Here is a 12,712-nt window from a genome sequence, read left to right on the forward strand (position 1 = left end):
ATTTTATATGATAAATTTTTTTGAAAATTTTTTATATAGAAAGACCCTTGAATTTGCGGGGTTTCGTACATTTTTTCACAATTAAATGCGAATGAGATTCACCTGTGGATCTTCTCCCGCATTCAGCTCCACAAGCATGAACGATCCGCGTTGCTCATCACGCGGTCGTGCAATGCTGCCGGGGTTGAGCACGGTCACGTCCCCATGCTCCACAAGTGCAATATGCGTATGTCCATAGACTGCAATATCCGCGCCCGCCGTACGCGCCGCCTCGGCGAGCATCTCTGTGTCAAAGCGTACGTTAAAGAGATGTCCGTGCGTTAGGAAGATGCGGTGTCCCGCCACCTCGACCACCGTTTCATCATAGACACCATCCACGAAAAGATCACAGTTGCCAAGCACACGCACAACGCGTCTGCCCGAAAGGAGCTCCAAATCATCCGCATCGGGTGCAAAATCCCCCGCGTGCAGCCACAGTTCCGCCTCCGCCGCGCCAGGTACGGCAAGCATATCATTGAACACACGGACATCTCCGTGACTGTCACTGACGATTCCGATTCTCACACGACACCTCTTTCCATCAGCAATTGTTTCATCATGTCGAGTGCCGCACCGCGATGACTGATCTCATGTTTCTCCTCGCGCGAGAGCTCTGCCATCGAACGTCCGTCTGCACGGTAGAAATGCGGATCATAGCCAAAACCACCCGTCCCGCGCGCCTCAGGGCGGATGAATCCCGTACACGTCCCCTCTGCACCGAGCTCCCGCCCATCCTCAAACACAAGCACAAGCGCACAGTGATAGGCAGCGGCGGCATTCTCCGTGCCGCTCGCCCGAATGTCCGCAATCAGCTTTGCATTGTTCGCCGCGTCGTCGCCATGCACGCCCGCATAGCGCGCAGAGAAAACACCCGGTGCACCGTCCAGCACCTCCACCGAGAGTCCCGAGTCATCGGCAAGCGCAGCAAGCCCCGTCCGCTCCCGGTAGTAATGAGCCTTAATCCGTGCGTTTTCCAGAAAAGTCGCTCCATCCTCAACCGGTTCTTCGATCTCCCCCACATTCGGCAAAACTTCACGGATGCGCGAGAGCGGCACGAGACGCACAGGCAAACCTTCGAATGCCTTCTCCATCTCACGCACCTTGCCCTCATTTGATGTGGCAATCAGTATGATCTTTTCTCCCATATTATCCCTCCCGCCCCGGCAGCCATGAGAGCGTCGCGCCGAGTGCTTCTTTCTGATACTCAATCAACGTGCGTATGCCGCGTTCGCCGAGATCAAGGAGGACATTCATCTCTGCACGGGTGAATGCGCGCCCCTCTCCCGTTCCCTGCACTTCGACAAACGAACCCGCGCCCGTCATGACAAGGTTCATGTCGACCATCGCGGTCGAATCCTCCTCATAGCAGATGTCGAGCAGCGGCGTGTTCTCCGCATTGATACCGACGCTGACCGCCGCTACATAGTCGCGCACAGGAAAGATCCCCCGCTTCGTGTAGAAGGTCGCACACGCCTCCACGAGCGCGACGAACGCCCCCGTAATCGATGCGGTGCGCGTCCCCCCATCGGCCTGCAATACATCGCAGTCAATGTGAATCGTGCGCTCCCCGAGTGCCTTCGTGTCAACAACGGCGCGCAGAGCACGTCCGATGAGTCGCTGAATCTCCTGCGTGCGTCCTGTCTGATGCCCGCGCATCGCCTCACGTGCCGTGCGCTCCGTCCCCGCGCCGGGCAGCATGGAATACTCTGCTGTCACCCATCCCGTCCCTGAGCCTTTCAGAAAAAACGGCACACGCTCCTCCACGGTCGCGGCGCACACAACGCGGGTGTGTCCCGTCTCGATGAGCGCAGAGCCTGCGGGGTAACGCTGATAGCCGCGCTCAATCCGCACAGGGCGCAGCTGATCGGCACGCCTCAGATCTCTTCTTGGCATGAATGTTTTTCTCCTTTGTGGAATTCCATAATGCAAAGCCTCCCCCGTCGAAACGGGGGAGGGGGACCATGCGCAGCATGGTGGAAGGGGCGCCATGAACTTACGTCCGATTACTTTCCTGATACTGCCGGTAGTTCTTGATGATACAGATCGGCGTTTTCTGCGAGGCGTTGCCGAACGGATTGTCGAGCAGCAGCTGTGCCGCAAGCGCGCCATTCACACCGTCCGATACACCAACCACGCGAGAGCGCTTGAGGTCGTTCACATCTGCGATCATCCCGCCGAACGCCCCCACACGGTCACGAATGCGTGTGGCGACCTGCTCCGGCTCGGCAGGGCCGTAGACAATCACCTTGTCAAAAGGCGGCATTGTGCCCGTCACGTCGTCGATGAGTGCCGCCTCCTTACCGCCCCACTGATAGAACAGTCCCTTTTTGCCGACGAGTTTCCCGAGGAATCCTGCGAAAAGTGCCGCTGTAACGCGCCACTTCCCCTCCACCTCCATGAGTGACTGCATCCCATGCGGCGTTGCAAGACTGCCATAGTCCGGGATAAAGCGGCACAGAAATTTTGCCATGCCGGAAATATGAAGCTCCTCGGGGCGGACAAAACGCCCCTGCGTCACCGCAACTACACTCTCCGCACAGCAGACGAGATCATCCGCCGTTACCTGCGCACCGGCGTAGTATTCGATGGCATCCACGATGTCGTCCGCATCCGTCAGGATGCGTGTCGGAACGGGGAGAATATTCAGCTCAGCCATTCTTCCTGCCCCCTTCCTGCACGAGTGCAACCCCCGCAAGTGCGGCGATCTCCGCCCCCGTAATTTTCAAAATCAGCTTGGAATAATGTGCCGGGATGCGCCCTGTCTCCTGATAGATGAAATCCATGCGGAAATCCGGCATATGGGCAATCGCCTCTTCGAGCGTATTCCCCTTGCGTCCCTCGATGGAAAGTTTGAGCACCAGATTGATCTGCTCGCCCTTTTGAATGACCATCGCCTCGAAATAGTCGTCCTCGCGCGGCGCACCCGCCAGCTCGACCTTACCGCGCACCAATGCGCCGTCGTACTGCTCATAGGGCAGCTGCACGCGCAGGATCGCATCCATGATGACACCGCATTGTGGCCCCTCATTCTTCACGGACATCGTCGCACCGATCACGAGTCTCTCAGGCGTATGTTCGACCACGGAAAACGGTGTCATCTCCTCCTTTTTCGGCACGATCTTCTCCGTTCCAAAATAGGCAAAAAACGCCTTTTTCCCGAGTTCAAAAAAAACCAGCAGGGCGAACAGCCAATATAACCGTTCTATCAATTCAAAATCCAATGTCCCGTCCCTCTTTCTCCGCGATCATCGCCGCCTCGAGCGGCTCATAGAACTCCTTCGGCAGACGCGTAATGCGCCCCGTCTCGCGCACGGTGAACACGTTTTCCGAAAAGCCCGTCACGAGCACTGTGCCCGCCGCATTCAGGATGCGGTAGGAGAATGCCATCTTTGCCTTGGTCAGTGCCGTTGCCGTCGTCTCGATGACGAGATCATCGTCAAAATGCCCCGGCGCGTGAAACTGTGCACCGACCTTTGTAATCGGAAAGACATAGCCCGCCTCCATCAGCGCGCCGAGCGTGATTCCAATGCGGCGCAGATAATCGACGCGCCCGATCTCGAACCAACGGATGTAATTCGCGTGATGCACGACCTCCATTGCATCCGTATCGTAGAAATTCACCCGATGTGCAGTACAAATCGGCATGAATGCTCCCTTCCTTCAATCTTCAAACAATCTCCTCCATGCGGGCGGCTCGCGCGAGATAGCTCTCAATGCGCGCCAATGGCTCCGCCCCTGCGACCGGTCTGCCAGATTCAAAGAAACGGCATGATGCCATCTGCGTTCCTGCGGGCATCGTGCACAGCCCCGTTCTGCGTGCCAGCTCCTCGACCGTTCCCTCGTTGCCGTCCACAAAGCCGACGACCTTGGGCAGGAGGCGGCGCAACGTGTCCTTGAAGTAGTTAAAATGCGTGCAACCGAGTACGACCGCGGAATAGTGGACGAGATCGTACGGGGCAAGCGCATTCCATAGATATTCCTCGACGCGTGGGGAGACAAACTCCCTGCGCTCAGCAAATTCAACAAGGCGGGGCAGCGCGAGCAGATCGACAAGGTGATGCGTGTCATGCGCCGAGACGAGACGGCGCAGCTTTTCTCCATTGATTGTGATCGGCGTCGCCGTCACGAGCACGCGGCGCTCGCCGTCCTGTGCCAGCGCCTTTTTCACGGCAGGCTCCATGCCGATGATTGGCACCTCGTAGAGCCGACGCATCTCATCCACCGCAACTGAAGTCGCCGTATTGCAGGCGACAACGACGGCATCTGCTCTCTGCTTTTCGATGAGGAAACGGAATGCCTCACGCACATAGCCGCGCACGGCAGGCACGGACTTCGTGCCATACGGCACATGGTCGCGGTCAGCAAAGAACAGGAATTCCTCCGACGGGAGTACCCGCCGCGCGTGACTGAGTACGGTCAGTCCGCCAATTCCTGAGTCAAACAGAGCAATGCGCATAAGCCAATCTCCTCTTCTGCGCCGAATCATTCCCACCTATTATAGCAACTTCTTCCATCTTTGACAAATTCCTTCGATAACTGTTATAATCACTTCATTGAAATTTTATAATATTTTATTATTTTTAGGGAAGTATTTGCAGATGAAACGTCGTCTCAGAAAACAGGAATACATCTTCGTTGCGTCCATGCTCTTCGGACTTGTCTTTGGTGCGGGCAATCTCATCTTCCCTGCCTCGATGGGACAACAGGCGGGCGCAGCGATGCTGCCCGCGCTCATTGGCTTCTGCATCACGGGCGTCGGGTTGCCCCTCCTCGGCATTGCGGCAATCAGCATCACGGCAAGTGAGAGCCTCTTTGACATCGGCAGGAAGGTCGGCGTCCGCTTCGCCTATGCCTTCACCTGCGCGCTCTATCTCTGCATCGGCCCCCTATTTGCAATCCCGCGCACCGCAACGGTATCGTTTCAGGTCGGCGCCGCGCCGTTTGTTTCCCACGATGTGCAGACGCTCGGGCTATTTGTCTTTACCCTTATCTTCTTCGCTGTCGTCCTCTACTTTTCCCTGCGCCCCTCTGGCATCCTCATCTGGGTGGGCAAGGTACTGAACCCACTCTTTCTCCTCTTCCTCGGCATTCTGATTGTAACGGCGGTCATTTCGCCAATGGGCACGGTCTGGGATGCGGAGCCGACCAGCACGTACAGTGAACACGCCTTCTTCACAGGCCTCCTCGAGGGTTACAACACGATGGATGTACTCGCCGCACTTGCGTTCGGGAATATTCTCGTCAATGCGATCAAGCGGCTCAGCCTGTCGGAGCCAAAGGATCTCTCGTACGCCACGATTGTCTCGGGCACATTCAGCACGGCGCTCATGGCACTCATCTACCTTGCACTCACGTATGTCGGCGCACAGAGCCGCACCGTCTACGGGCTGGACGCAAACGGCGGCGACGTGCTCGCTCATATCGCCGCGCATTACTTCGGTGCATTCGGTGGCATCCTGCTCGGCATCACAGTCACCTGCGCCTGCCTCAAGACTGCGATTGGACTTGTCACGGCATGCAGTACGACGTTCGCCGAGCTCTTCCCACGCGCCCTCTCCTATCCGAAGTACAGTGTGCTCTTTGCACTCTTCTCCTTTGCGATCTCAAACGTCGGACTGAGCAAGATCATCACATACTCCCTGCCCGTGCTCTATTTCCTCTATCCCATCGCCATCGTCCTGATTGCGCTCTGCATGATCGAGGGACTCGTCGGCTGTCATCGCCCGCTCTACGTCTGCACGATGATCGGCACATGCGCGGCGGCATCGTTCGACTTCCTGCGCGCACTGCCAAGTGGACTGCAAGAGGCACTGCCTATGATGGATTTTCTCCGTACACTCGGTGACGCTCTCCCCCTCGCGCATATTGGCACGGGCTGGGTCGTTCCATCATGCATTGGACTCCTGGTCGGCACGGCTGTGCTCCTACTGCAAAAAAATCATACCACGCACACACACGGCTCGTTATAATCAGCAAGCAAGCCATCATGTGTAATAAAAAGCATATTTTCACATTTTGCCTGACAGATGAGCAGCCGATCAAACGGATCCTTGTGCGGCTTTACATAGTCGGGACGCACGAGTGTACGCAATGTGAAAATATGCTTTTCGTGTATAGCAAGCTGCCTGAGCCTTGCTTCCTCACAGTATTTACGAACGACTTCGGCATTCACCGTCATTTGCAGGGGATGCAGAAGATGTTTCAGCTCAACCTCCCAAAGTGATATCATGCTGTAGTATATGTCATTTTCATCCTGTTCGATGATCTCCCGTGCCTTCTGCGGCAATTTTGGATCGTCCGTCAGTGCCCACAAGAGCATATGCGTATCCAGTAAAATCTTCATCTGCCATCCTCGAACATATCCATAACATCTTCATCCCAGCGCTGAAAATCCGCTGGAACCGCAAATGCGCCCTTTGCCGCACCAATCCGCTTCTTGTTCGGCATTTTGCGAATCAGCGTCATCTGAACAACAGGGGTACCACTGCGTGCAATGCACACCATATCCTCCTCGCCGCTTTCCAACGCTTTGACAAGCTTCGACAGATAGGTTTTGGCTTCGAGCATATTGACCTGACGCATGGAGATCACCTCTTTCTGACTAATTTAGCTAACTCTATAATACTACACCGAAGAAAATTTTTCAATCCCGTATATCTTTGCGCACGTGTTTCAGCCCCATACAGAATGACTTGACAGCATTCCACCGTTTTTGATAGAATAAGCACGCTGACACGGAGAGGTGTCCGAGTGGTTTAAGGAGCCGGTCTTGAAAACCGGTGATGCGGCAACGCACCGTGGGTTCGAATCCCACCCTCTCCGCCATAATTTGGATTCAAAAAAGGATTGCTGTATCAAGTCTTTTGACTCGTGCAGCAATCCCTTTTTCTTTGTTCAGTGCTTACTTACTTGCGCCGAACCACTTCTGGTAGATCTTGTCGTATTCGCCGTTGTCATGCAGCTTCTTGAGCGCCTCGTTGACCTTCTTCTGAAGCTCGGCATTGTCCTTCGCCATCGCGATGCCATAGTCCTCAGCCGAAAGCTTGTCCTCGAGCGACTTCACGCCGACGGCCTGCGTCTGCTTGATGTAGTAGTCGTTGACGGGACGGTCGTTGACAACGGCGTCAACACCGCGTGCCTTCAGCTCCATGAAGCAGTCTGCAGGCGTGTTCAGCTCGGTGACGGTGACGCCCTCCATCTCCTTTACCATGTTTGCGCTGGTCGTACCGATCTGGACGGCAACCTTGTGCCCCTTGAGATCCTGGAAGGACTTGATTGCCTCCTCGTCGCTGCGCACAACCATCGTGAGCCCCGACTGATAGTACGGGTCGGAGAAATTCACCTTCTGCTTGCGCTCATCATTGATCGTCATGCCGCTGATGATGACATCAATGTTCTTCGCCTGAAGCGCAGGGATCAGACCATCAAAGCCGATGTTCTGGATCTCTGCCTCGCTGCCCATCTCCTTTGCGACCGCACGGATGAGATCCATGTCGAAGCCCTGATACTCCTTCTGTCCCTCATCCTGGAACTCAAACGGAGCAAAGTCAATCGCCGAGCCGACACGGAGCACCTTGGACTCCTGTTTTGCCTGATCGCCGCCGCCGCAGCCAACAAGTGCAAGGCTCACAAGAGCGCCGGTCAGGACGAGTGCCAATTTCTTCAGTTTCATAGGAAAGCCTCCTCAAATGAGATAAAATCAAAGGAGGGACGCTGCACCAAATGCAGCAATCCCTCCCTAGAAGGAGGCGGAGCCTCCTCAAAAATCCTTAGAAACGTGCTGCGCGCTTCGAGTTGAAGCAGTCGCGGCAGTAAACCGGACGATCCGTCTTCGGCTCGAACGGAACTTCCGTATCCTTGCCGCACTCGGCGCAGACCACATGGAACATCTGACGCTCGCCGCTGCTGTGCTCATCACGACCGCGACGACGCTTGTCACGGCAGTCACGGCAGCGTGCCGGCTCGTTCTCAAAGCCCTTCTCTGCGTAGAACTCCTGCTCACCGGCGGTGAATACGAAGTTGCTGCCGCATTCCTTGCATACGAGTGTCTTGTCTTCAAATGCCATTCTTCCACAATCTCCCTTGAAAAAAATAGTTAGTCTCTCCATTCGCCGAACTGGGAAAGCGTTCACTGAGATTATGGTACGAGCAAGGATTGTTTACATAAACAATCCTTCACTCGTTCATTGAACGACTATCAGGTCTTGAGGAACGGATTTCAACGCTCTGTATTATACAGATGTTTTTCATAAAGTGCAAGCATTTTTTCTATGCTCCACAATATTGGTCAAAACAGACTCTCCTGAACGTCCAGCCAGCTCACCTGCACCGCATCGTGCACACGGTCGCCCATCTCTGCGTGCCCAATGAGAAAGGGAGATGCAGGATCGTGGCGGCGGCGGTTCCTCTGTACGCGCGTAAAATGCGTATTGGCGTAGCAGTAGCGGCAGAGGTGCGGACAGCTGTCATATGCGCCGATGTCCGCACCGAGGTAGCAGTCGCACTCCTTGCGCTGGCGCACATAGTGCGGGAAGTTCAGCCGTCGCCCAAGCGCCTGCTCGTAGATGCGAGGTGTCATGCAGCCGCCCACGTCTGCGCCGAACTGCGCCAGTTCTGCCCTGCCTCCGCCGCAGGGATAGACAATCATGCCGTACGCGCGTGCCGTCTCGACGATGTATGCGCCGAGTTCCATGCACTCCGCATGCGTCACCTCACGTGACTCGGGGAAGTTGCGCCGCGTCTTCGCGTAGCGCATGAGGAAGCTGATGACGACCATCTCCGTCGCCCCGCTCAATTCTTCTGCCATTGCAGCAAACATTCTTTTGTGAAAATCAATCGTATGGCACTCGTCAATCAGGATCGGATCGTACCGCCAGCCAACGGCACATACACCGACAATGTCGGAGAGCTGACGGAAGGCACGTGCAACATCCTGCCATGCGGGCACATGCGGCTCGATCTCCCTGCCGTAGGGTGTGATCGTGACGTACCAGAACTGACCGTAAGGTGCGAGGAGATCCATATGCGGCAGCATCGGCGCGGGATTCTTCGTACAGAAGGCGATGAGATCGACGACGGCGGGGTCGAGGCGGTAGCGCGTCACCTGCGCAGGGTCGTAAGGATTGCGCACGCAGACCTCGCCCGCGCGCAGGCGATTCACAAACCACGGCGCATAGAACGCGGGAATATCCGTGCGCATGCCCGTATGCAGTATCATCGTCACACCCCCTTTCTCACAGAATAGCACAAACGCACGCAAAAATAAATCCCCGACCGCCGCAACGGTCGGGGATTTATCGTCATATTCGCTCAGAGATAGCGAATCACAACGTAGATGTTAGAGACGATGATGGTGAAGATCATGACGGGGAACGCGACCTTCATAAAGCCGAGGAAGGAGATCGGGCGACCGCGCTGCGCCGACATGGAGGCAACGACGACGTTCGCGCTCGCGCCGATGAGCGTACCGTTTCCGCCGAGGCACGCACCGAGCGCGAGCGACCACCAGAGCGGATCGAGGTTCGTGAGCCCCATCTGTCCCATGTCCTGAATGAGCGGGATGAGCGTTGCAACAAACGGGATGTTGTCAATGAATGCCGATGCAATCGCGCTCATCCAAAGGATGAGGATTGCAGTCGCCTCGACATCGCCGCCCGTCGCATGAATGGCCTCGGCGGCGAGCATACGGATGACGCCTGTCTCGACGAGGGCGCCGACGAGGATGAAGAGTCCGCCAAAGAAGAAGATTGCCGGCCACTCGATCTTCGAGAGCACCTTGACAATCTTCTCCTCGTCCTCCGTCGCCGTGATCAGCAGGAGAAGCCCTGCGCCCGAGAGCGCAACGGTTGCGGACTCAAGCCCGAGGCTGCCGTGCAGGACAAAGAAGGTAATCGTGAGGAAGATGACCGCGAGGCACTTCTTCAGCAGCGCATGATCTGTGATCTGCGCATCAGCAGGCAGACGCATGATCTTATCCTGCAGCTCCGGCTGCGTGTGCAGTCCCTTGTGATAGATGCCGATAAGTATGAATTGCACCAAGATAAAGATAATTATCGAGATGAGGGTCAGATTTTCCACAAACGCCATGAAGTCGAGTCCGACGGCGCTACCGATCATGATGTTCGGCGGGTCACCGATGAGGGTCGCCGTACCGCCGATATTCGAAGCCAGTATCTGCGAGATGAGGTACGGCATGACATCGACCTTGAGCTGCGAGGTGATGCTGAAGGTAATGGGCACGGTCAGCAGAACCGTTGTGACGTTGTCGAGGAGAGCCGAGCAGACCATTGTGATCGTCGAGAGGACGACGAGGAGCGCAATCGGCCGAGCCTTTACCTTCTGCGCCGCCCAGATGGCGAGGAAGTTAAACAGCCCTGTCTCGCTCGTGATGTTCACAATAATCATCATGCCCATGAGCAGCCCGAGCGTGTTGAAGTCAATATGGTGGACTGCGGTCTCCTGATCGATGATGCCAAAGAGTATCATGAGCATTGCGCCGAACAGTCCGACGATGGTGCGATGCACCTTTTCGGAGATGATGAGCGCGTATGCGACGACGAAGATGACAATCGCCACAATCGTTGCATTTTCCATCATTACACATCCTTCTTCTCATTACGAGAAATCCATCACGTCGCCGTGATGATTACCTGCCGGCCCTTGTGCTGAATCTTGAGTCTGTACTGCTGCACGCCTTCCTGCGCGAGCGAGAGCTTCAGCTCCAAGAGCGCAAGGCCGAGTTCGTCAACCTGCGCAGAGGTCAGCCCCGCGCGGGCAAGATCAGCAGGAGGTTCCTGCGCCGCTTCCACGCGGGCGCGTTCCTCTGCCTGCCGCTCCTTTCTCAGCAAGACCTCGGAGAGCGTTTCCTCCTCCTCAAAGCCCTGCATCATGTCTTTGTCGGATCTGTTCTTCGGTATCTTTGCCACGGCAAACCTCCTTATGCTGCCGCTTGTGCGGCGTATACGCACGCCCTCGAAAAAGGACTTACTTCACCTTGCTCCATGAGTCCTTCAGACCGACGATGCGATTGAACACTATATGATCCGGCGTGGTGTCCGGGTCAACGACGAAATAGCCGACGCGCAGGAACTGGTAGTGCGCCCCCGCCGCCGTGAGATGGAGGCTTGGCTCCACCTTTGCGTCCGTCAGAATCTCAAGCGAACGCGGATTGAGCGCATCGATGAAATTCTCCGGCTCCTCCTCGCCCTCGGGGATATCGCGCAGGAGACTCTCGTAGAGCCTGACCTCCACCGTGAGTGCATGCTCCGCCGCAACCCACTGGATCGTACCCTTCACCTTGCGGTTCGCCGCAGCACCGCCGCTCCGCGTCTCGGGGTCATATGTACAGCGCAGCTCTGTGATCTCTCCCGCAGCATTCTTTATAACTTCCTCACATTTGATGATGTAGGCATGTTTGAGACGCACCTCGCCGCCCGGCTTCAGACGGAAGAACTTCTTCGGTGCATCCTCCATGAAGTCCTCGCGGTCGATATAGAGCTCACGGGCGAACGGCACATAACGCTGTCCGCCGTGGGTCGGGCTGTTTTCGGCGAGCAGATACTCCGTCCCGCCCTCGGGATAGTTGGTGATGACCAGCTTCAGTGGGCGTAGCACCGCCATGACGCGCGGCGCGTTGCGGTTCAGCTCGTCACGGACGCTGTGCTCAAGCATGGCACTGTCCACCGTGCTGTTGCTCTTGGCGACGCCGATCTCCTCGCAGAACGCGCGCACAGCCGCAGGCGGATAGCCTCGGCGGCGCATGCCCGAGATGGTCGGCATACGCGGATCGTCCCAGCCGCGCACATGCCCCTCCTCGACGAGCTGGCGCAGCTTGCGCTTGCTCGTGATCGCGCCCGAGAGGTTGAGACGTGCAAACTCGATCTGACGCGGACGCTCACCCGCAGGAAAGCCGAGTGCCTCGAGCAGCCAGTCATAGAACGGACGGTGCTCCTCGAACTCAAGCGTGCAGAGCGAGTGCGTAATGCCCTCGATTGCATCCGAGATCGGATGAGCAAAATCATACATCGGGTAGATGCACCACGCATCCCCCGTCCGATGATGCGGCACATGGGCGATACGGTAAATCACCGTGTCGCGCATCACGAGATTCGGCGATGCCATGTCGATTTTTGCCCGCAGGACACGCGCACCGTCGGAGAACTCACCTGCGCGCATACGCGTGAAGAGATCGAGATTTTCCTCCACGGAGCGGTTGCGGTACGGACTCTCCACACCTGCCTCAGTCAGCGTTCCGCGATGGGCGCGGATCTCATCCGCCGAGAGGTCGTCCACATAGGCAAGCCCCTTCTTTATCAATGTTACTGCATATTCATACATCTGCTCGAAGTAATCCGATGCGTAGAAACAGCGGTCGTCCCACGAGAAGCCGAGCCAGCGGATATCCTCCTGAATGGAGTCCACATACTCGACATCCTCCTTCGTCGGATTTGTGTCGTCAAAGCGCAGATTGCAGAGGCCACGGTAGTCCTCGGCAACGCCGAAGTTGAGACAGATGGACTTCGCGTGCCCGACGTGCAGGTAGCCATTCGGCTCGGGCGGGAAGCGCGTGTGAATCCCCTCCGCGTGCCGTCCCGCACGCAGATCCTCGTCGATGATATTTCGGATAAAATTCGATGTCTTTACGTCCGCCATGTCCCTATCCCTCGATCCGTAT

Annotated in this window: 16 protein-coding genes and 1 tRNA gene; 2 read left to right on the forward strand and 15 right to left on the reverse strand. The window is 56.5% G+C overall.

The features are described 5' to 3' along the window. Positions 1-81: 81 nt before the first annotated feature. The 7 genes from HMPREF9163_RS00125 to murI form a co-directional block, all read right to left on the reverse strand. The gene (locus HMPREF9163_RS00125) at positions 82-564 is read right to left on the reverse strand and encodes a metallophosphoesterase (RefSeq protein ID WP_009439575.1); all 483 of its coding nucleotides are present in this window, start codon (positions 562-564) and stop codon (positions 82-84) included. Beyond that, positions 561-1,184 (reverse strand): RdgB/HAM1 family non-canonical purine NTP pyrophosphatase, encoded by a 624-nt coding sequence (rdgB, locus tag HMPREF9163_RS00130; protein WP_009439576.1) that lies wholly within the window; start codon positions 1,182-1,184, stop codon positions 561-563. Before rdgB ends, HMPREF9163_RS00125 begins: the two co-directional genes overlap by 4 nt. Before the next feature lies 1 nt (position 1,185). After that, the gene (gene rph / locus HMPREF9163_RS00135; RefSeq protein WP_009439578.1) at positions 1,186-1,932 is read right to left on the reverse strand and encodes a ribonuclease PH; all 747 of its coding nucleotides are present in this window, start codon (positions 1,930-1,932) and stop codon (positions 1,186-1,188) included. Between the two features lie 100 nt (positions 1,933-2,032). Then, entirely contained in the window at positions 2,033-2,695 is a 663-nt protein-coding gene (locus tag HMPREF9163_RS00140) for a hypothetical protein (RefSeq protein WP_009439579.1), read from the reverse strand. Continuing rightward, complete coding sequence (locus HMPREF9163_RS00145; RefSeq protein ID WP_009439580.1) at positions 2,688-3,260, reverse strand: hypothetical protein; 573 nt, start codon at positions 3,258-3,260, stop codon at positions 2,688-2,690. Before HMPREF9163_RS00145 ends, HMPREF9163_RS00140 begins: the two co-directional genes overlap by 8 nt. After that, positions 3,250-3,684, reverse strand: coding sequence for a thioesterase family protein (locus tag HMPREF9163_RS00150; RefSeq protein WP_009439581.1), 435 nt, complete (start codon positions 3,682-3,684; stop codon positions 3,250-3,252). The genes HMPREF9163_RS00145 and HMPREF9163_RS00150 overlap by 11 nt, the downstream gene beginning before the upstream one ends. A gap of 22 nt (positions 3,685-3,706) precedes the next feature. Further along, on the reverse strand, positions 3,707-4,495 hold the full coding sequence (murI, locus tag HMPREF9163_RS00155; RefSeq protein WP_009439582.1) for a glutamate racemase: 789 nt from the start codon (positions 4,493-4,495) through the stop codon (positions 3,707-3,709). A 142-nt stretch (positions 4,496-4,637) separates the two neighbouring features. On the opposite strand from murI, the gene brnQ reads away from it, so the two are divergent. Continuing rightward, a complete protein-coding gene (brnQ, locus tag HMPREF9163_RS00160) occupies positions 4,638-6,008 on the forward strand; it encodes a branched-chain amino acid transport system II carrier protein (RefSeq protein WP_009439583.1) in 1,371 nt (456 codons plus the stop codon). On the opposite strand, the gene HMPREF9163_RS00165 is transcribed toward brnQ, so the two are convergent. After that, positions 5,978-6,382 (reverse strand): type II toxin-antitoxin system VapC family toxin, encoded by a 405-nt coding sequence (locus HMPREF9163_RS00165; RefSeq protein WP_037345423.1) that lies wholly within the window; start codon positions 6,380-6,382, stop codon positions 5,978-5,980. The two genes, brnQ and HMPREF9163_RS00165, sit on opposite strands and share 31 nt — an antisense overlap. Next, the gene (locus HMPREF9163_RS00170; protein ID WP_009439585.1) at positions 6,379-6,621 is read right to left on the reverse strand and encodes a type II toxin-antitoxin system Phd/YefM family antitoxin; all 243 of its coding nucleotides are present in this window, start codon (positions 6,619-6,621) and stop codon (positions 6,379-6,381) included. Before HMPREF9163_RS00170 ends, HMPREF9163_RS00165 begins: the two co-directional genes overlap by 4 nt. 154 nt (positions 6,622-6,775) lie before the next feature. On the opposite strand from HMPREF9163_RS00170, the gene HMPREF9163_RS00175 reads away from it, so the two are divergent. Beyond that, positions 6,776-6,864: transfer RNA gene (locus HMPREF9163_RS00175), tRNA-Ser, on the forward strand. 76 nt (positions 6,865-6,940) lie between these two features. Here the strand turns inward: HMPREF9163_RS00175 and HMPREF9163_RS00180 are convergent. From HMPREF9163_RS00180 to HMPREF9163_RS00205, 6 genes are all read right to left on the reverse strand, one after another. Further along, positions 6,941-7,711, reverse strand: a complete 771-nt coding sequence (locus HMPREF9163_RS00180) for a basic amino acid ABC transporter substrate-binding protein (protein WP_009439587.1) — start codon at positions 7,709-7,711, stop codon at positions 6,941-6,943. A gap of 97 nt (positions 7,712-7,808) precedes the next feature. Then, the gene (locus HMPREF9163_RS00185; RefSeq protein WP_037345425.1) at positions 7,809-8,105 is read right to left on the reverse strand and encodes a zinc-ribbon domain containing protein; all 297 of its coding nucleotides are present in this window, start codon (positions 8,103-8,105) and stop codon (positions 7,809-7,811) included. 221 nt (positions 8,106-8,326) lie between these two features. Beyond that, positions 8,327-9,256, reverse strand: coding sequence for a DUF1848 domain-containing protein (locus HMPREF9163_RS00190; protein WP_009439589.1), 930 nt, complete (start codon positions 9,254-9,256; stop codon positions 8,327-8,329). Between the two features lie 92 nt (positions 9,257-9,348). Then, complete coding sequence (locus HMPREF9163_RS00195; protein WP_009439590.1) at positions 9,349-10,635, reverse strand: SLC13 family permease; 1,287 nt, start codon at positions 10,633-10,635, stop codon at positions 9,349-9,351. Positions 10,636-10,667: 32 nt separating this feature from the next. Beyond that, positions 10,668-10,964, reverse strand: coding sequence for a hypothetical protein (locus HMPREF9163_RS00200; RefSeq protein WP_009439591.1), 297 nt, complete (start codon positions 10,962-10,964; stop codon positions 10,668-10,670). A gap of 58 nt (positions 10,965-11,022) precedes the next feature. Continuing rightward, on the reverse strand, positions 11,023-12,690 hold the full coding sequence (locus HMPREF9163_RS00205; RefSeq protein WP_009439592.1) for a glutamine--tRNA ligase/YqeY domain fusion protein: 1,668 nt from the start codon (positions 12,688-12,690) through the stop codon (positions 11,023-11,025). Positions 12,691-12,712: the final 22 nt, after the last annotated feature.

This window comes from Selenomonas sp. oral taxon 138 str. F0429 (assembly GCF_000318175.2).
Lineage (GTDB): Bacteria > Bacillota > Negativicutes > Selenomonadales > Selenomonadaceae > Centipeda > Centipeda timonae.

Excerpts from the sequence above, each read along its gene's own strand:
- rdgB (WP_009439576.1), bottom strand. The coding sequence starts at position 1,184 with ATGGGAGAAAAGATCATACTGATTGCCACATCAAATGAGGGCAAGGTG.
- rph (WP_009439578.1), bottom strand. The coding sequence starts at position 1,932 with ATGCCAAGAAGAGATCTGAGGCGTGCCGATCAGCTGCGCCCTGTGCGG.
- HMPREF9163_RS00140 (WP_009439579.1), bottom strand. The coding sequence starts at position 2,695 with ATGGCTGAGCTGAATATTCTCCCCGTTCCGACACGCATCCTGACGGAT.
- HMPREF9163_RS00150 (WP_009439581.1), bottom strand. The coding sequence starts at position 3,684 with ATGCCGATTTGTACTGCACATCGGGTGAATTTCTACGATACGGATGCA.
- murI (WP_009439582.1), bottom strand. The coding sequence starts at position 4,495 with ATGCGCATTGCTCTGTTTGACTCAGGAATTGGCGGACTGACCGTACTC.
- brnQ (WP_009439583.1), top strand. The coding sequence starts at position 4,638 with ATGAAACGTCGTCTCAGAAAACAGGAATACATCTTCGTTGCGTCCATG.
- HMPREF9163_RS00165 (WP_037345423.1), bottom strand. The coding sequence starts at position 6,382 with ATGAAGATTTTACTGGATACGCATATGCTCTTGTGGGCACTGACGGAC.
- HMPREF9163_RS00170 (WP_009439585.1), bottom strand. The coding sequence starts at position 6,621 with ATGCGTCAGGTCAATATGCTCGAAGCCAAAACCTATCTGTCGAAGCTT.
- HMPREF9163_RS00180 (WP_009439587.1), bottom strand. The coding sequence starts at position 7,711 with ATGAAACTGAAGAAATTGGCACTCGTCCTGACCGGCGCTCTTGTGAGC.
- HMPREF9163_RS00185 (WP_037345425.1), bottom strand. The coding sequence starts at position 8,105 with ATGGCATTTGAAGACAAGACACTCGTATGCAAGGAATGCGGCAGCAAC.
- HMPREF9163_RS00190 (WP_009439589.1), bottom strand. The coding sequence starts at position 9,256 with ATGATACTGCATACGGGCATGCGCACGGATATTCCCGCGTTCTATGCG.
- HMPREF9163_RS00195 (WP_009439590.1), bottom strand. The coding sequence starts at position 10,635 with ATGATGGAAAATGCAACGATTGTGGCGATTGTCATCTTCGTCGTCGCA.
- HMPREF9163_RS00205 (WP_009439592.1), bottom strand. The coding sequence starts at position 12,690 with ATGGCGGACGTAAAGACATCGAATTTTATCCGAAATATCATCGACGAG.